Source organism: Chryseobacterium piscicola (assembly GCF_900156685.1).
Classification (GTDB): domain Bacteria; phylum Bacteroidota; class Bacteroidia; order Flavobacteriales; family Weeksellaceae; genus Chryseobacterium; species Chryseobacterium piscicola.
This window is the reverse complement of the sequence record NZ_FTOJ01000003.1, coordinates 251,492-277,027: the sequence shown is the minus strand read 5'-3', so window position 1 is coordinate 277,027 and position 25,536 is coordinate 251,492. Positions and strand designations below refer to the sequence as shown.

The window sequence follows — 25,536 nt, the reverse complement described above, 5'->3', positions numbered from 1 at the left end:
CAAAATAGTAATTATAAAAAAGAATTTGTGAAAGCAGATTCTTTTTATTTTTATGAAAATAATGATGAAATGAAAAAGCCGAAAGAAATTATAGCTCTTGAAAAACTATACAATATTCAGCTTCAGCAGACTTTTTGCAAAGATGATATATTGAATGTTGATAGAAATAATTTGTTTTTGCTCGATAAAAAAGAAAATGTTTTAGGACTGAATCTTTCTGGTAATAAAATTGATGAAATTAAAGGTTTTGAAGATGTAAAGGAAGTACTTTATCTAAATTTCTATAACAATTCACTTAAAGTCATTGAAAATCTACAACATCTCAGAAAATTAGAAATACTAATCCTCAGCAATAATAAAATTGTGAAACTGAATGAGATTTCTAATCCTAACTTAAAAATATTAAATCTTACATCCAATCAAATTACTAAAATTATAGGACTAGAAAAACTTAAAAATTTAGAAGAAATTTATTTTACATTAAATCATATAAAAGAAATAAAAAATTTTGAAAATCTAAGAAATTTAAAAGTTTTAAAAATTGATTTTAATGACCTTACAGCACTAGATTTTGAGGCATTTTGTAATTGTAATCTGAAATATTTGGACCTAAGGAATAATTGGATTAATAAATTGATGAATTTGGAATTTGTAAAAGAAATAGAACACTTAAACCTCAAATACAACCATATAAATGAAGTTCAAATTATAAAAGAAATTTTGAATTTCAAGAATTTGAATTATATCAATGTAGAAGGTAATCCTTTTCTGAACAATACTAATTTAGAATTAAGGGGTTATGGTTACGAGAATCATGTAGACGATTTACGACAGTATTTTCATTCCCAATGTTAATTTTTTAATTATTTTAAAAATTTAAACAACTGCAAATCAATTTATTAACTTCTAATGTTAACCCAATGTTAACTCAATGTGAAATTTATATGAATTAAATTATATATCTTTGATTTAGAAAGTAAGAAACAATAATAATATTTAACTCTAAAAATCATAAACATATGAAAAAAATTCAAATATTCGCAGCTTCAGTTTTCGTATTAGCCTTTGCAACAGTATTTAATACCACGAAAGCTCAGATATCTTCAGACAATACCATTAAAGAAGTTCAACTGAATAAGAATGATGCTTTCAATGAAATAAGAAATCTATTGATGTCTAATTTTGATTTTACAAACCAAGATTACCAACAAGGAATCGTAAATTCTGAAGTGAAATTTGATGTTGCTGAAAACGGTAAAATCATAAATGTACATTCAAAAGGAGATTGCAAAAATGTAAGCAAAGAAATTGAAAAGATTTTAAGCAATTTACATTACAGAATGAATCCTTCGAAACTCAATGATAAAATGCTTGCATCAAGTTTTGTAATGCCGGTGAGAGTTGATATCAACAACAGATAGATAATAACTCATTATACTTTTTTCAAACTGCCTCCACGGGCAGTTTTTTTATTGGCATCAATTCATTAAATTTGAGTTTTTTAAATCTCAATTTTGGAAGAAATAGTAAACGTTGTATTTCGCTCACTATGCATTTACCTTTTTATGGTAGTAGCTATTCGCGTGTTTGGAAAAAATCAGCTTTCACAACTCAATGCTGGTGATGTGGTTTTGCTTCTCCTCATTTCAAATGCTGTTCAAAACGCAATGGTTGGCCCAGATACATCTTTGCAAGGTGGCATCATTGCAGCATTGGTGCTTTTTGCAGCAAATTTTATTTTGAAAAGAATCATGTTTAAAAATCCAAAATTTAAAAGCTTCTTGGAAGAAGATCCCGTAATTTTGATTAGAGATGGCAAAATAGATGAACCAGCTTTGAACAGAGTGAAAATAAGCGTTGATGAACTCGAAGAATCTATCAGAGAGCATGGTGTTGATGGCATAAAAAATGTAAAACTTTCTATTTTGGAAGTTGATGGTAATATCAGTGTAGTTTCTATGGATAAAACCAGAGATCAAACCCATTATACAAGGATTAAAAGAAAAAATAAAAGAAAATATCTTTAAAAAATGTATTACGAATTACGAGAAATGCGTCCCGGCGATGAGAAAAGGGTCTTAGAAATTTTCCAGCAAGGAATAGATAGTAAAATTGTAACTTTTGAAACTACTGTTCCCACAGAAGAAGCTTGGGACATGGAGTTTTTCAACAATTGCCGCTGGATTTTGGAAAACGAAAAAAGTGAAGTGATTGGATGGTGTGCTTTGAAACCAACAAGCAAAAGAGACTGCTTCAGCGGGGTTGCAGAGATTAGTATTTATTTTGATAACCAATATCACGGAATGGGGTTGGGATCTATGCTGCTCAAAAAATTAATCGCCGACAGTGAAGAACATGGGTTTTGGACTTTGCAAGCAAATATCTTTCCGGAAAACGAAATTTCGATAAAGTTTCATCAGAAATTCGGATTTAGAATTGTAGGGACAAGAAAAAAACTTGGAAAACTACACGGAGAATGGAAAGATGTTGTGATGCTAGAAAGACGTAGTGAAGCTATATTTTAGCATAAAAATTCATAAAAACCCTTAAAAACTATTATATTTTTTAGCCTAAATTATGATTGGCATTTATATTGGAGACTTACATCAATAATTTTAAAACAATGAATTATGAAGAGTTGGTTGAAAATTACAGCTATGTTTCTGATTTTTATCTTTTCAGCAAGTTTTAGTACTGTAAATGCACAAAGACATCACAATAAAGATCGAAAGTACTATTACAAATCAGTAAAACACCATCACAAAAGAGTAGCACATCATTATAGAAAACCACAAAGACATCTTTACTACGGATCTGTAGCGCATCACAGACCTTCAAGGCTGGCTTATAAGCAGAATAATAGAAAAATGAGACATTACTCACCAAGAAAAACAGTAATTATCATCAATCACAGATAAGTAAAAAACTGACTGCTCTTTTTAGCAGTCAGTTTTTATTTTTAAATTCTCGTTTTTATAGGATCCAAAAACGTATTGAAAATCATAATATCTTGTCCAAATTTTTTCTCTATCCGTTCAGCAATATTTTCTAACTCACTTTTTATAAAATCTTCACGAAGATTGATGTCATCAAAAATCAAAAGCAAATTATAGTTTTTACCTTCTTCAATATAGTCACTTTGTACTTCAGAAAGGATATATTTATTCACATCCAAAAGGTTTTCTGTCATTAGAAAAAGTTCTTCATCTACATATTTAGCCCATACTTCGAGGTTATTTTTCGGACAGTGGAAGGTAATGCTTAATACACTCATGTTTTATGATTTATTTAATATTTTAGATGCAAATCTAATGCAAAAATCGGTATTTTTTTCTTAAATTAGCACGTTATAATTTAACACAAATAAATAATTTTCAGACGTACAAACAACGTTCTGATAATCATCATAATAAACTTTTATATGCAAAGAGAAGGAGAAAGGCTGATTCCTATTAACATCGTTGATGAAATGAAGTCATCATACATCGATTATTCGATGTCGGTAATTGTTTCAAGAGCACTTCCGGACGTACGAGACGGTTTAAAACCTGTTCACAGAAGAGTATTGTACGGTATGTATGGGTTAGGAGTTTTTTCGAATAGAAAATATTTAAAATCTGCCAGAATCGTTGGAGACGTATTAGGTAAATATCACCCTCACGGTGACTCATCTGTTTACGATGCAATGGTAAGAATGGCTCAGGATTGGAGTCTTCGTTATCCTCAAGTTGACGGCCAGGGTAACTTTGGGTCTATGGACGGCGATCCGCCTGCAGCAATGCGTTACACAGAGGCTAGATTAAAGAAAATTTCCGACGAAATATTATCAGATCTTGATAAGGAGACGGTAGACTTTCAAAATAACTTTGACGACAGTTTAACGGAACCTAGCGTAATGCCTTCAAAGATCCCGAACCTTTTGGTTAACGGAACTTCTGGTATTGCAGTAGGTATGGCGACCAATATGGCGCCACACAACCTTACAGAATCCATCAATGCAATTTGTGCCTACATCGATAATAAAGAAATTACCATTGATGAATTGATGCAACACATCATTGCTCCCGATTTTCCTACAGGAGGAATTATTTATGGGTACGATGGCGTAAGAGATGCTTTCCATACAGGTAGGGGTAGAGTTGTTTTGAGAGCAAAAGTTAGCTTTGAAGAAGTTCACAACAGAAATGCCATTATTGTAAGCGAAATCCCTTATCAGGTAAACAAAGCAGAGATGATTGCCAGAACTGCAGAGTTGATAAAAGATGAGAAGATTCCCGGAATTTATGAAATCAGAGATGAGTCTGACAGAAGAGGTCTTCGTATAGTTTATGAGCTGAAAAATGATGCGATTCCTAATGTAGTTTTAAATTTATTATATAAATATACTTCGCTACAAACTTCTTTCAGTGTAAACAATATCGCATTGGTACACGGCAGACCAGAGCAACTGAATGTAAAAGATATCATCCACCATTTTGTGGAACACAGACATGAAGTAATTGTAAGAAGAACTCAATACGAGCTTAGAAAAGCAAAGGAAAGAGCCCATATCTTAGAAGGCTTCATGAAGGTGATTGGAACTCAAGATTCTTTAGATAAAGCTATCTCTATCATTCGTCATTCTGCAAATCCGCAGGCTGCGAAAGAGGGATTAATCTTAGAATTTGAACTCTCGGATATTCAGGCTCAGGCCATTCTCGATTTACGTCTTGCTCGTTTGACGGGTATGGAACTTGATAAAATTCGTGATGAATACGACGCAATTATGAAAGAAATTGCTGATTTAGAAGATATTTTAGCAAACGAACCTAGAAGATTCCAAATCATAAAAGACGAATTAATTGAAGTTAAAGAAAAATACGGCGACGAAAGAAGAACAGAAATAGATTATTCTGGAGGTGAAATGTCAATTGAAGACATTATTCCAAACGAAGAAGTAGTTCTTACCATTTCGCATGCAGGATATGTAAAAAGAACTTTACTCTCAGAATACAAAGTTCAAAGTAGAGGAGGTGTGGGTAATAAAGCTGCTACAACAAGAGACTCAGATTTCCTTGAGTACATTGTTTCAGCAACCAACCACCAATACATGTTGTTCTTTACAGAAAAAGGAAGATGTTATTGGCTAAGAGTATTTGAAATACCTGAAGGTTCAAAAATATCCAAAGGAAGAGCGGTACAGAACCTTATTAATATAGAACCAGACGATAAAATTAAAGCCTATATCAGAACCAATAATCTTAAAGATTCAGAATACGTTAATCAAATGAGCGTGGTAATGGTAACGAAAAACGGAACCATCAAAAAAACCTCATTGGAAGCTTATTCTAGACCAAGAGTAAACGGAGTAAACGCTATAGAAATAAGAGATAATGACCAACTCTTAGGTGCTTATTTAACAAACGGAACATCTCAAATCATGATTGCTACCAAAAATGGTAAATGTATCCGTTTCCCAGAAGAAAAAGTAAGAGAAGTAGGAAGAAGCTCCATTGGTGTACGTGGAATTACTTTGGAAGAAAATGACGAAGTAATCGGTATGATTGTTGCCAACGATCTTGAGAACGAAACTGTTTTGGTAGTTTCTGAAAAAGGATACGGAAAAAGAACAGCAGTTTTAGATTACAGAGAAACCAACAGAGGCGGAAAAGGGGTAATCACATTAAACATCACAGAAAAAACAGGAGATCTTATTGCTATCCAGAATGTTACAGATGAAGACGGATTAATGATTATCAACAAATCTGGTGTTGCCATAAGAATGGGAATGGATGAGATGAGAGTGATGGGTAGAAATACCCAAGGTGTAAAAATGATCAACCTGAAGAAAAACGACGAAATCGCCGCTATTGCAAAAGTTGCGATGGATAAGGATGTTGAAGACGATATTGAAGAATTAGAAGGAGAAAACGAAATTGTAACAGATAACCAAGAAAGTACCGCAGAAATCCTTCCGGAAAACGAAAACCCAGAAAGCGAAACTGAAAACTCTGATTCTGAAGAATAAATTTTTAAATAAAAATAATATGAAATCGCTATGATTCGCAAAAACAAACACCGATTTAGTTAGCGATTCCATATAACAATAAAAACCAATAAATAATTCCATATGAAAAAGCTGATTTTAGGAATAGCAATCTTAGCATCTTCGTTTACATTTGCTCAAAAAGATAAAGATGCTAACGCAAAGTTTGAACTTGCAAACAAAGCTGCATTAGATGCATATAATACAAAAAACTATGCAGTTGCTGCACCAAAATTTTTAGAAGCCTATGAAATTTTAAAAGCAAATGGTGCTACTGATGAAACCTTTAAATACAACGCAGCATTAAGCTATGCTCTAAACAATAACATCCCAGATGCTACAAAAATATTTGAAGAGTTAATTAGTAGTGGTTACACGGGAGTTCAAACAAGTTATACTGCTACGGATAAACAAGGTAAAGTGGAATCTTTTGATAAAAAAATGTGGGAAACTTTGAAAGGTAAATCAAAAGACTTTACAAATTTTAAGGAAGAGAAAACACCTTCTTTAGAACAAGAATTGTATGAGACTTTGGCTACTCTTTACCTCAATTCAAAACAAAACGACAAAGCAATTGAACTAATAGAAAAAGGCTTGGCTAAGTTTCCTAACAATGAAAAATTAAAAGATTTTCAAGGCACGGCATATTATGCTTCAGGAAACAATGATAAATTTGCAAATGTTATCAAAGAGCAGTTAGCAAAAGATCCTAATAATGCTGAAAACTGGTATAACCTAGGAGTTCTTCAGTCTAAAAATACGGCAAATGCAGCAGAAGCTGAAGCATCTTTCAAGAAAGCAATTGAGTTGAAACCTGGTTTTTCTAATGCACACATGAATCTTGTCTACGCAGTAATTGGAGATGAAGATGCTGCTGTAAAAAAAATCAATGAAACCAACAGAACCAATAAGACTGAAGGAATGAAACTCATTGAACAAAGAAGAGCTCGTTTTGCTAAAGCATTACCTTATGCAGAAAATTGGTACAAATTGCAACCAGAAAATATTGACGCAGTTTCTACGTTGAAAGATATTTATACCGTTACAAAAAACACTGAGAAAGCTGCCGCTCTCAAAACAAAACTAGCTGAACTAGAAGCAAAGCAAACGAAATAATTTTATTTCTATTGATATAAAATCCCGAGACATTTTTGTTTCGGGATTTTTTAATTGATTGAAAATGAGATTCAAAAAAAAAAAAAAAAAATAACTTATTTTTTTCTGCTTCTTTTAGCTCATAAATATAAAAGTACCAGAGATATAGATTTTCACAAGAATACCCTATTGTAAACCTTGCTCAAATTTCACGTTCCGAATTTGTAAGAAATTTTGTAAAGCTTAAAAAAAATTAAGTAAAAGGTCTAAAGAATTCAAAATATCTTCTCCAGAGCAGTGTTTATTTTGCCAATAGTTATTAAATAAATTATTAGAATTACAAATTCTTTTCAGATGGACATGATTAATAATAAAATTCCTTTTAATGGTAATTTAAGAGGAATCTATGCTCATCAGAACAAACATTCGTGACTAAATTTTCAAGTAATTTAAAAGCTGTTGGCTTAAAAAATATTCATATTATTAACTTAACCGAAACTTATCTATTTAAATCTCATAATTGATAAATTTGGCAAAACAATCTATTTTTTTTAATTAAAAATTCCGATAAATTCCAAACGATTATCATAAAATTTACAAGGAAAATTCTTCTCTAAATCCTTATCTTTGGGCAAAATTATTATAAAATGATTGAGTGGAAAACTGTTAAAGAATACGACGATATTACTTATAAAAAATGCAACGGTGTGGCAAGAATTGCCTTCAATAGACCGGATATCCGCAATGCATTTAGACCCAAAACAACCTCAGAATTGTATGATGCTTTTTATGATGCATCAGAAGATCCATCTATTGGTGTAGTATTGCTTTCAGGCGAAGGACCAAGTTCAAAAGACGGAGTTTGGGCTTTCTGCAGCGGAGGAGATCAAAAAGCCAGAGGCCAACAGGGTTACGTTGGTGAAGATGGTAGACACCGTTTAAATATTCTTGAGGTTCAGCGTTTGATCCGTTTTATGCCAAAAGCTGTAATTGCTGTAGTTCCTGGATGGGCTGTAGGTGGTGGCCACTCACTTCATGTGGTTTGCGACTTAACTCTAGCAAGCAAAGAGCACGCAATTTTCAAACAAACAGATGCCGATGTTACTAGCTTTGATGGAGGTTACGGCTCTGCGTATCTAGCAAAAATGGTAGGTCAGAAAAAAGCCCGTGAAATTTTCTTTTTAGGTAGAAACTATTCTGCTCAGGAAGCATTGGAAATGGGAATGGTAAATGCCGTAATTCCTCACGACGAGCTGGAAGATACCGCTTACGAATGGGCACAAGAAATTTTAGCTAAATCTCCTACTTCTATAAGAATGCTGAAATTTGCAATGAATCTTACAGACGACGGAATGGTAGGGCAGCAGATTTTCGCAGGGGAAGCAACCCGCTTGGCATATATGACCGAAGAAGCCAAAGAGGGTAGAAACGCATTCCTAGAAAAAAGAAAGCCAGATTTCGGAAAAGATCAGTGGATATCTTAATAGAAATTAGTTTTTAGAGGTTAGAAATTATAATTAATAATTCAATTCACTAACACCTAACATCTAGCATCTAACATCTAAAAAATTATGAAGGATTGGATACAGGCCGCAAGGCTAAGAACTTTACCGCTTTCCTTGAGCGGAATTATCATGGGGTCTTTCATCGCAAAATGGAGGCTTTACAGCGAAGGAGAAATTTGGGATTGGAAAATATTTGCATTAGCACTTCTGGTAACTTTACTTTATCAAATCTTGTCAAACTACGCCAACGATTACGGTGACGGTGTGAAAGGTACTGATGCAGAAAGGGCTACCGAAGCAGAAACAAGAGCGGTTGCATCGGGAAAAATCACAGCTAAACAAATGAAAAATGCAGTGATTTTATTTTCTATTTTATCTTTTGTAGCTACGGTAGCGCTTTTATATTTAGCATTTATCCCTAAATACATGAATGAATTTTACCTATTCATCGGTTTGGGGGTCGCAAGTATTTTGGCTGCAATAGGATATACTGTGGGTAAAAAGCCTTACGGATATATGGGACTTGGTGACCTATTCGTTTTTATATTCTTCGGTTTGGTTTCAGTTTGCGGAAGTTATTTTCTATTTACCAAAACCTTTAGCTGGGATATCTTACTTCCGGGTGCAGCTGTTGGAATGATGAGCATGGCGGTATTAAACCTGAATAATATGAGAGACATAGAAAGCGACAGATTATCAGGTAAAAACAGCTTTGCTTTGAGAATTGGTTTTAAAAATGCTATGATTTATGAAATTATACTCCTTCAACTGCCAATTATCTTAATTTTCGTATTTCTTTGCCTGCAAGGATTCCTCCAGACACAACAGTACTATGTGTTTATCGTTCTGATTTTACTTTTACCTATGATGAAAATCAGGCGCCAAATCATGTCTGTAAAAACACCGAAAGAACTAGATCCTTTTTTGAAACAAGTTGGAATTCTAACGCTTGTAATGGCAGTTTTAACTGTTTTGGGATTAAATTATTTTGGCAATTAAACAAGTTTAATAAATTTAAAAATGAAAATACAATACTTAGGACAAAATTGTTTTTTGTTCACTTATAAAGGGAAAAATATCTTGTGTGACCCTTTTTACAATTACAAAAAGGCTGAATCTGGATTTCAAATCTCAGCACAAAAAATTGATTATATCCTATTGACTCATGCTCACGGAGATCATATAGCTGATGTAGTAGAGGTACTAGAACATCATCCTGACGCTATGCTAATTGCAGTTCCGGAAGTGTGTGGCTATTTTAACAGTGCAAAAAATACTGCTGATATCAACTTGGGAGGTTCTATGAAAATTGATGATTTAACAATCTCCATGGTTTCGGCACAGCATACAAGTTCATTCCCAGACGGTAGCTATGGTGGAGTGCCTGTAGGTTACATTTTCAGTCTTCCTGAAGGTAAAAATGTGTATTTAGCTGGGGATACGGGAGTGATGGCAGATATGCAATTATTTCCTGCGTTGTACGGCAATTTAGACTTATCTATTCTTCCAATCGGTGGTCATTATACAATGTGTGCTAAAAATGCTTCATTTGCTGCAGCAGAATTATTGAAAACTCCAAAAGTTATAGGATGTCATTTTGATACTTTCCCAGCAATAGAAATTAATCACGAAGATGCAGCTAAACATTTTGCTGCTAAAAATATTGAATTAGTCTTACCTCAATTGGGAGAAAGCTTCAGTATATAAAAAAATTAAGAGATTAAGTAATTTTAATAAAATCATCTTAATCTCTTAATTTATAAAAAAAAAAATGGCAAGCTACCTAAATCACACCGCTACGACCAATTACCTTTGCTGCGTTCCCACCCTGGAGGGTTCTCAGGAGCTGGTTGTTTAGGACTTGCCGTTGCAAATATAGGAATTAATATTAAACCTCAAAACTGTATAACAGAAAAAAATGATGAAAACAGACTTAATAAACGCTAATTTGCTGAAATTTAAGTAAATAATTTTTCATCTTTAAGTAAATTTTTTAAATATGGCTAAAAGTCCAACCAACTTAGGTATCGTCCTTTTTATTGCTACAATGATTGTATTTTTTGTAGTTTATTCTTTCTTTTCAGGAATCAATTATTTTGATACTACACTGAAAGTCAACGCTTTTGTACTTCCTGTTTTATATGCAGGAACTGCTTTCTGGTCTGTGAAATCGTATTGGAACACGGCAAACGTGATGAGTTTTAAGGAAGCATTCAAAAGAGCATTTTATCCGATGTTTATTGGAGGTTTTCTTTCAATTGTGACTATTTTTACTTTTTTAAATTTCATTGATACCGATGCGAAAAAACTGCTAAACTATCAATATGTTGAAAGGCAGAGAACAGAATTGAATAAAGAATATACTTCAGCAAAAAAAATCATCAAACATCAAAAAGAAATTGATGAGCTAGAAAAAAAATATAAAGAAGGCCTTCAAAGAGTGAGTGATGATGCAGTAAAAGGAAAAGATATGCTTACAGCGAGTCATTTTTCAGGTTATTTTGCAGCGATACTGATATTTTACTTAGTTTTGTCGTTGTTTTTCGGAGCATTTTTCAGAACGAGAACTGTTCATCAAGAAACACCTACTCAACTCTAATTTTTATTTAATTTAAATGAATTTATCTATAGTTATTCCGTTATTGAACGAAGAAGATTCTTTGGAACAACTTTTCTCAAGAATCAATAAAACGTGTGAAACCAATAATTTATCTTACGAAGTTTGGTTTGTAGACGACGGAAGTACAGACCTATCGTGGAGTATTATTGAGAATCTGAAGGTGCAATACCCACAAGTTCAAGGTATTAAATTTTCTCGTAATTACGGAAAATCTCAAGCTCTGCACGCTGCATTTTTAAGAGTTCACGGCGATGTTGTTATCACGATGGATGCCGATTTGCAAGATTTCCCTGAAGAAATACCTGAACTTTACAGAATGGTAGTGGAAGAAAATTATGACATCGTTTCTGGCTGGAAAAGAAAACGTTTTGATAATGTGATGACAAAAAACATTCCGTCAAAACTCTTCAATGCTGCAGCAAGAAAAGTATCCGGAGTGGAGCTTCATGATTTCAATTGTGGTTTGAAAGCGTACAAAAAACAAGTGGTGAAATCTATTGATGTATACGGAGATATGCACAGATACATACCGGTTTTGGCAGCAAATGCAGGTTTTAGAAGAATTACAGAGAAAGAAGTTCCGCATCAAGCAAGACCTTATGGTACTTCAAAATTCGGAACAGAAAGATTCATCAGAGGTTTTCTTGATCTTGTAACACTTTGGTTCGTAAGTCGTTTTGGAGGTAGACCGATGCACTTTTTCGGAGCCGCTGGAACAATTATGTTTATAATGGGTTTTCTTTCAGCTTTTTGGTTAGGAGTTTCTAAATTAATTGATGTTGCAAAAGGAATTTACGGACATTTAATTACCAATAATCCTTGGTTTTTTATTGCACTTACAATGATGATGATGGGAACTTTGCTGTTTATTGCAGGGTTTTTAGGTGAAATGATTATTCGAACCAATAGAGAGCATAAGAATTACAATATTGATGAAGTAATATAAACTCTTGTTTTAATTATTTTTTTATATTAAAATTTCAAAAATTTCCAAATTCTAAGGAGTAATTACAATACTTCTTAGAATTTTTTTTGTTTTAAAATGAATATTCAATTTTATACCAAATTTTATTGCGCTTATTTTATTTTCTTAATTATAAATAAGAAATTTGCATACTTTACCTCTTATTAGAAGTAATATATTTTATTAGTTTTCAATACCATGGAAGAAATCAGCCGTAAACAAATCGTTCAGTTCATCAAAAATAATGCTCATGCCGATAGTATTAGAAAGTCTTTTGGAGTTTACTCGACACTTAAAAAAATAACTCCAAAATCTGCTATTTATGAATGTAAAGGTACTGCCTATAAAGCTTACACAATAACGATATCTTCAGAAAATAACATAAGTGTGCGGTGCAGTTGCCCCTATAATCATGGTGGTATTTGCAAGCATTCTATTGCATCATTAGAAAATTTTGCTCTTACTTTAAAAACTGATTCATCTTTTGTGAGAAATTCAAAAACTGAAACTGTAAATAAAATGATAAAAGTGAAATCTAGTGAAATATTTTCTTCTGTATTTACATTTCCGTTATCAGATAATGGTATTGATGAAGAGATGATTAGGGAAAATTTGTCACCAATAAAGAACGCCCCTATTTCTTATGCTGAACCTAGGATAGAATCTGTAAAAGCTACAGAAATTAAAACTAGAATTTCAGATTGGAGCAGCAATTTTTCTCAAACGTTTAAAATAGATTTCAAAGAGAAAATTCTTAGTATACAGTGCTCCTGCTCAGAGAAAACTTTTGATTCCCACTGTAAACATTTATCACCAGCTTTTGAAAAAGTAATAAAAATATTGGGTGCAAACTATTTTCAAGAGAATTATTTAGATAAAATGATTGAGCTTTTTCTAAAAGATTATGGTTTGGATCTCAATGATGATTACAAAAAGTATTTTGATTTTATTCTTGATGAAAAGGGATTTAGAGCGATAAGTTTATTCCCTGATTTGCAAAAAATATCAAGCCCTTTTGAAAGTAGTTTATCTTCAGAATTAAATAAAAATTCAAACAAAAACGATTTTAAATTTGCAAATGTAGAAACTGGTGAAGCTTTGGTTTTTGAATTTTCTGATGACAGTTTTTTAGGTTTTACGGCTGTACAGGCAAAATTTAATAAAGAGGGTACAGAGCTCGTTACGCATTTTAAGGAGATAATGATGTACCGGATTGAAACTACAATGCATCAATACAGCGACAAAACTACATCAATGATTTTGCTTGCTTTAAGAATAAATAATCTCTTAGCAGCATTTTATCATAAAAATACTGCGGAAAGTTTACAGAAATTATTTGAGTCTTTTGCTAAATTAATACCACATCTCACAGAATTTCCTCTTTACTCTCACACTGCCGAAGATACTTATACTCGTAAAAACTTGGTTAGTAATACTTTAAATACAGAAATCCTTAAACTTATTTTCAATTTTTCTCAAGACCCACTTTTTTATCATTTGGAACCCAAGCTGAAAATTGGAGATAAACTTTTTAAATTGAATTCTGATGAAATTACCATAACACCTCTGTTTGTTAAAATAAAAAATGAAATATACCCAATAAGAAATGCTGTTTTTTCTGCAGATTTGCTGTATTACTCGGAAATGAGCGAAACCAGATACATCAAAAAAAACGCTTTACATTTCAAAGAAAATGTCTTGCTTCCGCTTTCTACTAAGTATGAAGTGAGCAAAACCAATTTTGTAAAAGAAAAAGTAAACAAGAAAAATTTTGCAATTGAAAATATTCTAAACCACAAAACGCAAGTTTATATTGAAGATTTAAATGGTGCAGTAACTTTCAAATTGGCGATGCAATATCCTGAAAAATTGATAGATATTGAAAGCAGTGAAATGCGCATTGGCATTACTGAGAAGGGAGAATTTTCTTATCTTGAAAGAGATTGGGAAGCCGAAACTGCATTCAGAGAAGAATTTAGAAGCTATCATCCAGATTTTATATTACAAGATGACGGTTTTTATTTAAATCCTTTACAATTAATCGAAAATTTTTGGCTTATTGATTTGGTAGAAAAAATGAAAGAATCTGGTATAGAACTTTTAGGATTAAAAAATCTTAGCTCATTCAAATACAATATCCACAAACCATCTGTTTCTGTTAGTGTGCAATCTGATTTGGATTGGTTTGATGTGAAAATTGATATTTCCTTTGGCGACCAAAAACTAAGCTTGAAAGATTTGCAAAAAGCTTTTGTAAAAAAAACAAATTTCGTAACGCTATCAGATGGTAGTATAGGCATTTTACCAGAAGAATGGATGCAGAAATTTGCGGCATACTTTAAAATTGGTGAAGTGAAAAAAGATACTCTTCAAATCTCCAATTATCAGTTTGGAATGATTGACGAGTTGTATCAAGAACTAGAAGAAAAACCAGATTTTCTAATTGAGCTTTATGAAAAGAAAAAGCGAATTCAGAATATTTCAAATATCAATACTGTGGAAGTTCCAAAAGAAATTATTGCAACATTGAGAGATTATCAGCGTGAAGGCTTAAACTGGCTCGTTTTTTTAGAAGAAAATCAATTAGGAGGCTTTCTTGCAGATGATATGGGACTAGGTAAGACATTACAAACGATTGCTTTCTTACAACATTTGAAAATCACGAAAAAACCCAAATTACCATCCTTAATTATTGCGCCAACTTCGCTCGTCTTCAATTGGGAAAATGAGATGAAAAAGTTTTGTCCCAGTTTGAAATTGCTCATTTATACAGGGGCAAACAGAAATGAAAATTTAGAACAATTCTTGAATTATGATGTAATAATAACCACCTATGGTTCTTTACTCAATGATGTTGAAGTCTTGAAGGAGAAACATTTTAACTACATTATTTTAGATGAAAGCCAAGCCATCAAAAACCCAAACTCTAAAAGATACAAAAGCGTAAGATTACTGAAAAGCTTCAATAGAATTGCACTTTCTGGAACCCCAATAGAAAACAATACTTTTGATCTTTATGCTCAGTTTAATTTTTTGAATCCTGGGATTTTGGGTAATATCACACATTTCAAAAAAGAATTTTCTGATGCCATTGATAAAGAAAAAGAGGTTGCTACCTCCCAATTGCTTACAAAAATTATTCATCCTTTTATTTTAAGAAGAACTAAAGAACAAGTTGCTACAGAACTCCCCGAAAAAATAGAAAGCATCATCTATTGTGAGATGGAAAGTGAACAAAGGAAAGTCTACGATACCTTCAAAAATGAATACCGAGATTACCTACTGAATAAAATAAACGAGCATGGCGTTGCAAAATCGCAAATGTATGTTTTGGAGGGACTTACAAAGCTAAGGCAAATCTGCAATAGCCCTGCAATTATTTCAGAAAACGAAGACTATGGTAATGCTTCTGTAAAGCTGGATCTTCTCATAGAAAACATTAAAGAAAAAACAGGAAATCATAAGATTTTGATATTTTCTAGCTTTGTAAAAATGCTGCAACTCATCAAAGTAAAGCTGGAAGAAGAAAATATTACATTTGAATATCTAGATGGGCAAACTCGCGATCGCCAATCTCGTGTAGAAAATTTTCAGAATAAAAATGATGTACGGGTATTTTTAATCAGTACAAAAGCAGGAGGTACAGGTCTTAATCTTACAGAAGCAGATTATGTATTTATTGTAGACCCATGGTGGAACCCTGCGGTAGAAAACCAAGCCATAGACAGATGCTACAGAATAGGGCAGAAGAAACAAGTAATGGCATACCGTATGATTTGTAAGAATACGATTGAAGAAAAAATAATAGCACTTCAAAATAAAAAAAGAGGCATTGCTTCTACAATTATAAGTATAGATGAAGAACAAAAATCATTTAATAAAGAAGAAATAAAAAATTTATTTGCTTAAATGATAATGATGTAAAATTTCCCATTATCGATATATTATACACTATTAAAGGTCTCATTTTTATTAAATCTTAGAGCTGAAATGAGAATTTCCAAATCGTTTTTCTTTATATTTGTCCTGAATAAAATATAAAATCAAAAATTAAATGAAAGACTATTTTTCTGTAAAGAATTATATTTTTATTTCGTTATCTCTAATGATCTTATCCTGCGGAAAAATTTCTCCTAAAGGCAATATCGAAAACAAAGAAGTAAACGTTGATGAATTTGTGAACCTCGAAATGGAAGGTAAATTTCGTGTTTTTTATGCCAAAGCAAACAGAAATTATGTAGACATTGAAACTTACCCTAATGTTGCTGATAATCTGAATGTAGAAGTGAAAGACAAAACGCTTTTCATTAAAGAAAACAGAAAAACAAAAGGAGTAGATTTTTATAATATTATAGTGTATTCTAAATATAATCTTGAAAAAGTCTCTATTGCAGATTCTGTTGAACTCAATATTTCAAGTGAAATTAAAACCGATAATTTTAAATTAAATCTTAAAAATTATTCTACCTTCATGGGTTCGGTAAACACCAGAAAGTTAGATCTAGAAATGCTGAACCGAAGCCGTGCAAACTTTTTGGGTCAAACAAAAGATGCATTCATCAAAATTTCAGATACTGCAAGCTTGATTGCCCCGTATTGGAAAATTGAAAATTTAAATATAGATTCTAAAAATGGAAACTATGCAGAAGTAAATGTGAAAGATTCTTTGAAGGGAAACATTAAGAACACATCAAAATTTGTATATTACAACGATCCAATTAGAGCTTTTAAAGTGGACAAAACAGCGAAAGTGGAGAATAAAAAGCTGAAATAGTTTTTTCATTAATTTATTTTTAAAATTGGTCTGCCAAAATCAGTTGCTTTAGTAACATCCTATATAGTAACAAAAGACAGCTCTAAAACAACTTTGGTTTCTTTATTTTAAAACTAAACACAAATATTAAATCACAGAAACCAAAGATGAAGAAAAAATCAGAAACCTCAAATTTGTAAAACCAACAGAGAACATACTCATCGTAAAACAAAAAAATAAAGGAAACTAAAATCAACAGTAACAAAATATAGCACTAATGAAAAAAACTGTTAGACTTATTACAGAATTTTTAGATTTAGTCGGTATTGTTAATTATCATTCCTTAAAAAAGTAAGTAATTAAATAAACACAAGAATACAATATGTCAGAAATATCAACACTAGAAAAAGCGCAACTTTGGCTTACAGACACATTCGATCAGGAAACAAAAGATGCCGTTCAAGCATTAATAAATAGCAACTCTCCAGACTTAGAAGATTCTTTCTACCGTGAATTAGAATTTGGAACAGGTGGTATGAGAGGCATAATGGGAGTTGGAACTAATCGTTTAAATAAATACACCTTAGGTCAAGCTACACAAGGACTTGCGAACTATATGCTAAAGCAATTTCAAGGAGAAGAAATTAAAGTGGCAATTGCTTATGATGTAAGACACAATTCAAAAGAATTTGGAAAATTGGTAGCTGATGTTTTAACTGCTAACGGAATAAAAGTTTTGCTTTTTAAAAATCACAGACCAACTCCGGAATTGTCTTTTACCGTTCGTGATAAAAAATGCAACGGAGGAATTGTTTTAACAGCTTCCCACAATCCACCGGAATATAATGGATATAAAGTATACTGGAATGATGGTGCACAAATCGTTCCGCCACATGATGAAGCAATAATCAATCAGGTTTATTCTGTGAAATTTGAAGAAATTAAATTTGAAGGTAACGATAATTTAATAGAATGGATCGGAGAGGAGCAAGATGAAGTTTACATTGATGCTTGTATTGAAAACTCAACTTACCAGAACGTTGGAAAAGAAAATTTAAATATCGTTTTTACTTCCATTCACGGCACCACTTATACAACCGTTCCACAAGCTTTGGAAAAAGCAGGATTTAAAAAAATAGACTTAGTAAAAGAACAAATGATCCCAAGCGGAAATTTCCCAACGGTAGACTCTCCTAATCCGGAAGAACCTGCAGCATTGGAAATGGCAATGGATTTGGCAAAAATTACTAACGCAGACATTGTAATAGGTACAGATCCGGATGGCGACAGATTGGGAATTGCCGTAAGAAATCTAGACGGCGAAATGCAGCTTCTTAACGGAAATCAGTGCAATACTATTCTTACTTATTACATCTTAAATGAATGGAGAAAACTAGAAAAAATCACAGGAAAAGAATTCATCGGTTCTACAATTGTGACATCTGATATTTTCTATGATATTGCTCAAAAATTCGGTGTCGATTGCAAAGTTGGACTTACAGGATTCAAATGGATCGGAAAAATGATTCGTGATTTTGAAGGTAGAGAAAAATTCATCTGTGGTGGCGAAGAGAGTTTCGGGTTTATGACTGGAGATTTTGTGCGTGATAAAGATTCTTGTGGTAGTATTGTTCTTGCATGCGAAATCGCAGCTTGGTGCAAAGCCAATGGCAGAACCATGTACGAATACCTTATAGAAATTTATCAAGAAGTAGGGTTGTATTATGAAGGTTTAATTAATCTTGTAAGAAAAGGACGAGATGGTGCAGAAGAAATTCAAAATATGATGAAAAATTTCCGTGAAAACCCTCCCAAATCTTTGGCAGGATCTCCCGTTTCTCAAATAAAAGATTTCAAGGAACAGACAAATTTTATTGTTGCTGAAAATGCATCCAAAACAATGATTGATATTCCTAAATCAAACGTTTTAATCTATTACACAGAAGACGGAACCAAAGTTTGCGTAAGACCTTCGGGAACCGAGCCTAAAATTAAATTCTACGTTTCTGTGAAAGATGCTTTAGCTTCAAAAGATGAGTTTGAACACAAAATTAAAAGTCTTGAAGAGAAAATTCAGCAAATTAAAGCTGATTTACATTTAAATTAAAAAAAATTACCAATATAGAAAATCACCAAAATTTTTCTCATTACAGAGTAATATTCCGTTGTAAAATTATTCCATTCTATTTATAGAGAGAGTTTCGGAGAGAAAAGATTTATGTGATATTGGCAGATAAAGTAATTTTAAGTAATTAAATGTACAAAAAAAATTAAAAGTAATTATAAATTTTAAATAAAGTGAAAGTTTCAAAATTAGCGGCGAACCTTATTGGTTCTGAGATTGTAAAAATAGGTAATGAAGTAAACGATTTAAAGGCAAAAGGAGCAGAAATTGCTAATCTTACTATTGGCGATTTGAATTCTAATATTTATCCTATTCCTGCAAAATTAAAAGAAGAAATTCAAAAGGCCTATCAAAATAATTTAACCAATTATCCGCCCGCAAACGGACTTTTATCTTTACGAAAACAGGTTTCAAACGATCTTAAAAACAGATGGAATCTTGAATATTCACCAGATGATATTTTGATTACAGCAGGTTCAAGACCTTTAATTTACGCGGTTTATAAAACCATCGTAGATGAAGGTGATAAGGTAGTATATCCTACGCCATCTTGGAACAACAACCATTATGCATACCTCACTTCTGCAGACGCTGTAGAAGTAAAAACTACACAAGCAAATAATTTTCTTCCCACTGCAGACGATTTAAGACCTCACTTGCCGGGTACTGTTTTGCTAGCACTTTGTTCACCACTGAATCCTACAGGAACAATGTTTACAAAAGAACAGCTGACTGAAATTTGTGAATTGATTTTAGATGAAAATAAAAAAAGAGGCGAAGACGAAAAACCATTGTACTTAATGTACGATCAAATTTATTCCAATCTTACTTTCGGTGCCGAGCATGTAGATCCTGTTTCGCTTTTCCCAGAAATGAAAGAATATACAATTTATATCGAAGGAATCTCAAAATGCCTTGCTGCAACGGGAGTTCGTGTAGGTTGGGGATTTGGTCCGGCTCACATTATCGATAAAATGAAAGCACTTCTTACCCACGTGGGAGCTTGGGCACCAAAACCGGAGCAAGAAGCTACCGCAAGATATTTTGAAAATCCTGAAGATGTGAACGCTTTTATAGATGATTTTAAAGGGAAATTGGAGGTAAGTTTGAAAGTGCTGCATGCTGGAATTCAAGATTTAAAAGGAAAAGGCCTTGCAGTAGAATCTATAGAGCCAATGGGAGCTATGTATCTTACAATTAAATTAGATTACATCGGAAAAGCAAAACCCGACGGAACTGTAATTGAAAATTCTTCAGACTTGGTTTTTTATCTAATAAATGATGCTGGTGTAGCGTTGGTGCCATTTTCTGCATTTGGAGAAGCAAAATCTGAGCCTTGGTTCAGAGCTTCTGTAGGTGGTTTGGCAACAGATGAAATTTCTCTCATGATGCCAAAACTTGAAAAAGCTTTAAATAATCTGAAATAAATTAAAAAATTATTCTAAATTTATGATGTTGATTCTACTTAGTAGAGTCAACATTTTTTTATAAAATTAATGTAAATAAAAATCGCAAATGAGTAAAGAAAATCAAGAATCTAACGAGGATTCTAATGAAAAGAAACACCCTGAAAATAATTCGCAATTTAATGAGTTTTCAGAGCCTTCTGAATTAGAAAACGAAATTAGAGATGAAAATCCGCTAATTCCTAAAGAAGAAGTGGTAGAAAATCCTGTTATAGCTCCTACGCATCTTGATCCAGAAATCAACAAAAAAAATCCTTACAAAATAGCTTTTTTTAGCCTCGGTGGAATTATTCTACTCAGCGGAATTTCTTATTTTGGATATAAATTTTACAAAGAAAATCAAAAAACAGAGCCTATTGTAGCAAGTGCTTGCCTAGATACAGATACCAAGATTTATGACGCCTACAAAGATGCCGTAGTTATAGTAAAGCACCGCTACGGATATTTTGCAAAAATAAAAGGCAAAGAAATTCAGCTCAATATACCAGAAGCTACCGAAGAAATACTCTACGGAACAGCTTTTTTTGTTGATAAAAACGGAAATATGATTTCCAACAGCCACGTACTTCAACCTTGGAATACTCTTGAAAATAAAGAAAAAATCTTCACCAATACCGAAAATTTCAAAAGGAAAATTGCTTCAATTTTAACTACAGATATTTCAGAAGATGGTTACGAAACTTTCATCGCATCAAATTGGGGAAATGCTTCTTCAGAATACGATGGGGAAGGTGATGGCGGCAATTATGATGAAGGTTCAGAAGATAATACCGGCGAAGATTTTATAAGTTCTTCAGATGCTTCGGTAGTTGATACGCTTGCCGAGCCTGTAGATATTGCAGCATCAATTCCGCAAAAGGAATATGTTTCTCAAGATGAAATTCAGGTGTATATGAAAACATTGGATATTTCTGTGGCACTTCACGATTCTTCAGATCAATGGTTGCCATGTACCGTTGAAAAAATTGCTGAGGATGAAGGAGTAGACCTAGGAATTCTACAACTTTCAAATAAAGAAACGCCCAATACTGTTGTGAATATTATCAATTTAGATAATTCTATTACAGATGATAAATCTCTTCACCCTGGCGAAAAAGCAGTTATGATTGGTTATCCTTTAGGAGAAGATTTGGCACTTACCAACTCTGGTGTAAAAGTTCAATTATACAACGGGCAAATAAGTAAAGAATCAGACGGAACAAAAATTCAGTACAGTGTAACTTCTACACACGGTGCAAGCGGAGCTCCTGTTTTCAATAATTGTGGACAGCTTATTGCCGTGAATTTTAGTGGGATAGATCAAATCCAAGGCTTTAATTTTGGTATTGTTTCTAAACAGATTCGGTCTTCATTTCCTTTTTTAATTACAAAAAAACAAGAAACTAAATAGATTGTAATAATTTAAATATTATCAACTTATATAGATTAATTTAAAATTAACTCAAATTATATTAACTATTTTAGAAATAAATTTAAATCTTAAATATTTTTAGAAAAAACACAATGAAAATTACAAAAATCATTTCACTCTCGGTATTTACTTTTGCATTACAGTTGAGTGCTCAAACCAATTTTTTCCAAAAAACAACCTGGAAAATAGAATCTATTTCTACGGACGGAAAGGCTGTTTTGAAAAAAGTGAAGAGAATCAATTTGCCCTCAGAACAAAGTAAATTTCACTACCTCCAATTTGAGAATGAAAAATTTGATACTGGCAATTCATGTTTCCACATGGATGGGCACTATAACGTTTACGAACCTAATACTATCGAGTTTTCTGAAGGTGCTGCAGATATGGTAGGAGGTTGCGAAGAACCCAAAAGTCTTAGAGGAAACTATAGTTTTATTCTGAAAAAAGATTCCGTAGAGTTTTCTCCAATCGAGAAAATAGATGAGAATGTGCCTAGGCCAGATGTTGCAAATCAAGAAGTAGAATCTGTAGATATTGCTGTAGAAACTGCAGAAAAAGCGACTTCTGATCTAGAAAAATCATCAAAAAAGGTATCGAAAAAATCTACAAAAAAAATAAAGAAATAGTTTTGTTAATTAAATTTAAATAATAACCATTTTTACAATACTCTAAATGTTGGTTTTCATTTAAATTAATAAAAATCAAATATGAAAAAATTGATTAGTATAATCGCTACATTGGCTTTCACGTCAGCGTTTGCGCAAATTCCTTCGCTAGAAGTTTCGGGAGAAAAAAAACATCCTGTTATTCTTCAGAATGCAAAATTTGAGACAAAGATATTAGGAAATCTTGCCACTACAACGGCAACCTATACATTTTACAACCCCAGTAATAGACTTCTGGAGGCCACACTTACCTTTCCACTTCCGGATGGTGTGAGTGTGAGTGGATATGCTTTAGACATCAACGGAAAACTAAGAAATGCCGTTCCCGTACCGAAAGAAAGAGCAAAAGAGGTGTTTGAAAGTATAGAAAAAAGAAATGTAGACCCTGGAATTATAGAGAAAGTTCAGGGAAATAACTTTAGAACAAGAATTTATCCTTTACCCGAAAAAGGAAGTCGCACAATTCAGATTACTTATCATCAAGAGTTGAAAAACACAGCTTCTGAATATCAGTATTTTATGATTTTTGCTAATGCCTTAAGTATTCCAAAATTCGAAATAAAAGTTTCTATTAATGATGGTAATTCAACTCCTAAAATCATTGAAAATGCGGATGGAAGTTTTTCGTTTCAAAAACAAGGAAACCAATGGATTGCAGCTATTTCTAAAGAAAATTTCACTCCAAATGAAAATTTAAAAATTAATATCCCAAAAACGAGTCAAACTTCAAATGTTATTTTGCAGAAAGCATCAGAAAACCAATCTTATTTTGCTGCCAATGTTAGTATAGATTTTCCGAATAAAGAGAAGCCAAAATCCGAGAAAATTGCCATTATTTGGGATAACTCGTACAGCGGATCTAAAAGGAATCTCGATAAGGAATTGGATTTTCTGAATGCCTATTTTTCAGATAATAAGAACGTTACTGTTTCTTTATTGACCTTAAATAACACATTGGACACATCAGAAAACTTTGTGATTTCGCAGGGGAACTGGGTAGCTCTAAAAAATAAAATTTTAAACTTAAAATACGATGGCGGAACTGATTTCGAAGCTTTGAAAGAACTGAGCGGAGTAGAAGAGTATCTATTGTTTTCGGACGGAATATCTAACTTTGGAGATTTAAATATTAAATTCAAAAAGCCTTTAAACAGTATTACCAGCACACCAACCTCAGATTTTAATTTGTTGAAAATGCTTGCCAATCAATCCGGCGGAAATTTCATCAATTTAAACGAAACAGATACGCAGGCGGCTTTAATGAAGTTTAAAAAATTACCTGTAAGGTTTTTAGGTTTTAAAGAAAATCCTACTGTTCAGGAAGTTTTTCCAAATGTTGGCTCTGTGGTGAATGAACCTATCAATATTTTCGGAATTGCTTCAGGCAATCTAGGCAAACTAACTGCAATTTTTGCTATCGGAAACGAAAAATTTGAAATTCCCGTAGATTTTACCAATGCTTCAGCCACAGAAAATTGGGAAATCGCACAATTCTGGGCTCAGAGAAAAATTGATGAACTCGAAGTAAATCCTGCCAAAAATAGAAACGAAATAAAAAATATCAGCGAACAATTTGGTGTAGTGAGCAAAAATACAAGCTTGATTGTTCTGGATGATATCAATGATTATGTTCGCTACAAAATTACGCCTCCACAAGAATTGAAAGCAGAATACCAAAGGATTGTGTCTCAAAATAAAGGAAGAGTTTTGGAGCAGAGAAGAAATCTTCTATCCAAAGCTTTCGACAAAACCAGAGAATTGAAAACATGGTGGAATACAGATTTTAAACCTGAAGAAAAGAAAATTTATCCCGCAATAAAAAATCAATCTCAAATTGTGAACAGTAATGTTGCTGAAGCGATACAAGGAAGAGTTTATGGTGTTGCAGTTTCTTCGGAAGCAAATAAAATGTCTGATGAATCTATAGAAATATTTAATTCTGGCAGAAAAACCGAAGGAAAAATAACTTTAATTGATGTAGAAAGCAAAGCAGGATACATGAAAGATTTCCAGAATCTGCAGTCTGCGGAAGTGATTTATCAGAAATATCTGGAAAACCGATCTAAACACGAGAAGCAGGTAACTTACTATTTTGATATTTCAAAATTGCTTTTCAAAAAAGGAGATAAAGCTTTGGCTTTAAAAGTCTTAAGTACTCTTGCGGAGCTTGATCTTGAAAATGAAGAGCTCTACAAAACCATTTCTTATCTCTTGAAACAGCGCGGTCACTACGAAAAAGAACTCTGGATAACCCAGAAAATTCTGGAATGGCGACCTTTTGATGCGCAAAGTCACAGAGATCATGCTTTGGCTTTGGTTGATAATAAAAGACCTCAGGAGGCTTTGGATATTTACAAATCAATTCTATATCAAGAGTTTACCGACGAAATTGCAGTGCGTGATTATGGTATTGAAGAAATTTTAATCATGGAAATCAATAATATCCTCAAACAAAACAAAGGTGTGGATGGAAGTAAAATTGATGATCGATTAAAAGCTGATCTTCCGGTAGACATTCGTGTGGTTATTAACTGGAATAAAGACAATACTGATATTGACCTTTGGGTAACCGATCCGAAAGGAGAGGATTGTTCATATTCTCATAAATCTACTCAGATTGGTGGAAGATTAAGCAATGATTTTACGCAAGGATTTGGTCCTGAGCAGTTTTTGTTGAAAAAAGCAATAAAAGGAAAATATAAAATTAAAACCAATTTCTATGGTGAAAGACAGAATATTCTTTCTGGCCCCACAACAATTATGGCTGAAGTTTATCTGTATTATTCCGATGGAAGGCAGGAAAGAAAAATTGCCGTTTTCCAAAATCAAAAGGAAAATAAACCAGAAAGTGACAGCAAAATTCTTATTGGCGAATTTGAGTTTTAGATGAAATTAAAAAAAAAATTG

The 25,536-nt window shown here is 32.7% G+C and carries 20 protein-coding genes and 1 other RNA gene; 19 read left to right on the top strand and 2 right to left on the bottom strand.

What is annotated here, in order from left to right:
- Positions 1 to 69: 69 nt before the first annotated feature.
- The 5 genes from BW939_RS07275 to BW939_RS07255 all read left to right on the top strand — a co-directional run bounded on the left by BW939_RS07275 (position 70) and on the right by BW939_RS07255 (position 2,918).
- Positions 70 to 855: a leucine-rich repeat domain-containing protein gene (locus BW939_RS07275; protein WP_123891553.1), complete on the top strand. Its 786-nt coding sequence runs from the start codon at positions 70 to 72 to the stop codon at positions 853 to 855.
- A 164-nt stretch (positions 856 to 1,019) separates the two neighbouring features.
- Positions 1,020 to 1,421: a hypothetical protein gene (locus tag BW939_RS07270; protein WP_076451273.1), complete on the top strand. Its 402-nt coding sequence runs from the start codon at positions 1,020 to 1,022 to the stop codon at positions 1,419 to 1,421.
- 93 nt (positions 1,422 to 1,514) lie between these two features.
- Positions 1,515 to 2,027: a DUF421 domain-containing protein gene (locus tag BW939_RS07265; RefSeq protein ID WP_076451271.1), complete on the top strand. Its 513-nt coding sequence runs from the start codon at positions 1,515 to 1,517 to the stop codon at positions 2,025 to 2,027.
- Between the two features lie 3 nt (positions 2,028 to 2,030).
- Complete coding sequence (locus BW939_RS07260) at positions 2,031 to 2,525, top strand: GNAT family N-acetyltransferase (RefSeq protein WP_076451269.1); 495 nt, start codon at positions 2,031 to 2,033, stop codon at positions 2,523 to 2,525.
- A 105-nt stretch (positions 2,526 to 2,630) separates the two neighbouring features.
- Complete coding sequence (locus BW939_RS07255; protein WP_076451267.1) at positions 2,631 to 2,918, top strand: hypothetical protein; 288 nt, start codon at positions 2,631 to 2,633, stop codon at positions 2,916 to 2,918.
- Between the two features lie 41 nt (positions 2,919 to 2,959).
- Here the strand turns inward: BW939_RS07255 and BW939_RS07250 are convergent, their stop codons facing one another.
- Complete coding sequence (locus BW939_RS07250) at positions 2,960 to 3,274, bottom strand: DUF4286 family protein (protein ID WP_076451265.1); 315 nt, start codon at positions 3,272 to 3,274, stop codon at positions 2,960 to 2,962.
- Positions 3,275 to 3,421: 147 nt separating this feature from the next.
- Here BW939_RS07250 and gyrA point away from each other — a divergent pair, with 147 nt between their 5' ends.
- The 5 genes from gyrA to BW939_RS07225 all read left to right on the top strand — a co-directional run bounded on the left by gyrA (position 3,422) and on the right by BW939_RS07225 (position 10,332).
- On the top strand, positions 3,422 to 6,007 hold the full coding sequence (gene gyrA / locus BW939_RS07245; protein ID WP_076451263.1) for a DNA gyrase subunit A: 2,586 nt from the start codon (positions 3,422 to 3,424) through the stop codon (positions 6,005 to 6,007).
- Between the two features lie 102 nt (positions 6,008 to 6,109).
- A complete protein-coding gene (locus BW939_RS07240; RefSeq protein WP_076451261.1) occupies positions 6,110 to 7,141 on the top strand; it encodes a tetratricopeptide repeat protein in 1,032 nt (343 codons plus the stop codon).
- Between the two features lie 626 nt (positions 7,142 to 7,767).
- Positions 7,768 to 8,604, top strand: a complete 837-nt coding sequence (locus BW939_RS07235; protein ID WP_076451259.1) for a 1,4-dihydroxy-2-naphthoyl-CoA synthase — start codon at positions 7,768 to 7,770, stop codon at positions 8,602 to 8,604.
- An 87-nt stretch (positions 8,605 to 8,691) separates the two neighbouring features.
- Positions 8,692 to 9,624, top strand: coding sequence for a 1,4-dihydroxy-2-naphthoate octaprenyltransferase (menA, locus tag BW939_RS07230; RefSeq protein ID WP_076451257.1), 933 nt, complete (start codon positions 8,692 to 8,694; stop codon positions 9,622 to 9,624).
- A 21-nt stretch (positions 9,625 to 9,645) separates the two neighbouring features.
- Positions 9,646 to 10,332 carry a metal-dependent hydrolase gene (locus BW939_RS07225; protein WP_076451255.1) on the top strand — a complete coding sequence of 229 codons (687 nt, stop codon included), beginning with the start codon at positions 9,646 to 9,648 and terminating at the stop codon, positions 10,330 to 10,332.
- 62 nt (positions 10,333 to 10,394) lie between these two features.
- Here BW939_RS07225 and ffs read toward each other — a convergent pair.
- Positions 10,395 to 10,492, bottom strand: an RNA gene (gene ffs / locus BW939_RS07220) — signal recognition particle sRNA small type.
- Positions 10,493 to 10,624: 132 nt separating this feature from the next.
- Here ffs and BW939_RS07215 point away from each other — a divergent pair.
- The 9 genes from BW939_RS07215 (at position 10,625) to BW939_RS07175 (ending at position 25,515) form a co-directional block, all read left to right on the top strand.
- Positions 10,625 to 11,224: a DUF4199 domain-containing protein gene (locus BW939_RS07215; RefSeq protein ID WP_076451253.1), complete on the top strand. Its 600-nt coding sequence runs from the start codon at positions 10,625 to 10,627 to the stop codon at positions 11,222 to 11,224.
- Positions 11,225 to 11,240: 16 nt separating this feature from the next.
- A complete protein-coding gene (locus BW939_RS07210; RefSeq protein WP_076451251.1) occupies positions 11,241 to 12,191 on the top strand; it encodes a glycosyltransferase family 2 protein in 951 nt (316 codons plus the stop codon).
- Positions 12,192 to 12,407: 216 nt separating this feature from the next.
- Positions 12,408 to 16,118, top strand: coding sequence for a DEAD/DEAH box helicase (locus BW939_RS07205; protein WP_076451249.1), 3,711 nt, complete (start codon positions 12,408 to 12,410; stop codon positions 16,116 to 16,118).
- 145 nt (positions 16,119 to 16,263) lie between these two features.
- Entirely contained in the window at positions 16,264 to 16,983 is a 720-nt protein-coding gene (locus BW939_RS07200; RefSeq protein ID WP_076451246.1) for a GIN domain-containing protein, read from the top strand.
- 370 nt (positions 16,984 to 17,353) lie between these two features.
- Positions 17,354 to 19,069: a phospho-sugar mutase gene (locus BW939_RS07195; RefSeq protein WP_076451416.1), complete on the top strand. Its 1,716-nt coding sequence runs from the start codon at positions 17,354 to 17,356 to the stop codon at positions 19,067 to 19,069.
- Positions 19,070 to 19,260: 191 nt separating this feature from the next.
- The gene (locus BW939_RS07190; protein WP_076451243.1) at positions 19,261 to 20,514 is read left to right on the top strand and encodes a pyridoxal phosphate-dependent aminotransferase; all 1,254 of its coding nucleotides are present in this window, start codon (positions 19,261 to 19,263) and stop codon (positions 20,512 to 20,514) included.
- Between the two features lie 88 nt (positions 20,515 to 20,602).
- On the top strand, positions 20,603 to 21,943 hold the full coding sequence (locus BW939_RS07185; RefSeq protein WP_076451241.1) for a S1 family peptidase: 1,341 nt from the start codon (positions 20,603 to 20,605) through the stop codon (positions 21,941 to 21,943).
- Positions 21,944 to 22,056: 113 nt separating this feature from the next.
- On the top strand, positions 22,057 to 22,590 hold the full coding sequence (locus tag BW939_RS07180) for a hypothetical protein (RefSeq protein WP_076451239.1): 534 nt from the start codon (positions 22,057 to 22,059) through the stop codon (positions 22,588 to 22,590).
- 81 nt (positions 22,591 to 22,671) lie between these two features.
- Positions 22,672 to 25,515, top strand: coding sequence for a VIT domain-containing protein (locus tag BW939_RS07175; protein WP_076451237.1), 2,844 nt, complete (start codon positions 22,672 to 22,674; stop codon positions 25,513 to 25,515).
- The last annotated feature ends 21 nt before the right edge of the window (positions 25,516 to 25,536 follow it).

Bases quoted from the DNA above. Each gene is read 5' to 3' on its own strand.
- BW939_RS07275 (WP_123891553.1), top strand. From the start codon at position 70: ATGAAAAAGCCGAAAGAAATTATAGCTCTTGAAAAACTATACAATATT.
- BW939_RS07270 (WP_076451273.1), top strand. From the start codon at position 1,020: ATGAAAAAAATTCAAATATTCGCAGCTTCAGTTTTCGTATTAGCCTTT.
- BW939_RS07260 (WP_076451269.1), top strand. From the start codon at position 2,031: ATGTATTACGAATTACGAGAAATGCGTCCCGGCGATGAGAAAAGGGTC.
- BW939_RS07255 (WP_076451267.1), top strand. From the start codon at position 2,631: ATGAAGAGTTGGTTGAAAATTACAGCTATGTTTCTGATTTTTATCTTT.
- BW939_RS07250 (WP_076451265.1), bottom strand. From the start codon at position 3,274: ATGAGTGTATTAAGCATTACCTTCCACTGTCCGAAAAATAACCTCGAA.
- gyrA (WP_076451263.1), top strand. From the start codon at position 3,422: ATGCAAAGAGAAGGAGAAAGGCTGATTCCTATTAACATCGTTGATGAA.
- BW939_RS07240 (WP_076451261.1), top strand. From the start codon at position 6,110: ATGAAAAAGCTGATTTTAGGAATAGCAATCTTAGCATCTTCGTTTACA.
- BW939_RS07235 (WP_076451259.1), top strand. From the start codon at position 7,768: ATGATTGAGTGGAAAACTGTTAAAGAATACGACGATATTACTTATAAA.
- menA (WP_076451257.1), top strand. From the start codon at position 8,692: ATGAAGGATTGGATACAGGCCGCAAGGCTAAGAACTTTACCGCTTTCC.
- BW939_RS07225 (WP_076451255.1), top strand. From the start codon at position 9,646: ATGAAAATACAATACTTAGGACAAAATTGTTTTTTGTTCACTTATAAA.
- BW939_RS07215 (WP_076451253.1), top strand. From the start codon at position 10,625: ATGGCTAAAAGTCCAACCAACTTAGGTATCGTCCTTTTTATTGCTACA.
- BW939_RS07210 (WP_076451251.1), top strand. From the start codon at position 11,241: ATGAATTTATCTATAGTTATTCCGTTATTGAACGAAGAAGATTCTTTG.
- BW939_RS07205 (WP_076451249.1), top strand. From the start codon at position 12,408: ATGGAAGAAATCAGCCGTAAACAAATCGTTCAGTTCATCAAAAATAAT.
- BW939_RS07200 (WP_076451246.1), top strand. From the start codon at position 16,264: ATGAAAGACTATTTTTCTGTAAAGAATTATATTTTTATTTCGTTATCT.
- BW939_RS07185 (WP_076451241.1), top strand. From the start codon at position 20,603: ATGAGTAAAGAAAATCAAGAATCTAACGAGGATTCTAATGAAAAGAAA.
- BW939_RS07180 (WP_076451239.1), top strand. From the start codon at position 22,057: ATGAAAATTACAAAAATCATTTCACTCTCGGTATTTACTTTTGCATTA.
- BW939_RS07175 (WP_076451237.1), top strand. From the start codon at position 22,672: ATGAAAAAATTGATTAGTATAATCGCTACATTGGCTTTCACGTCAGCG.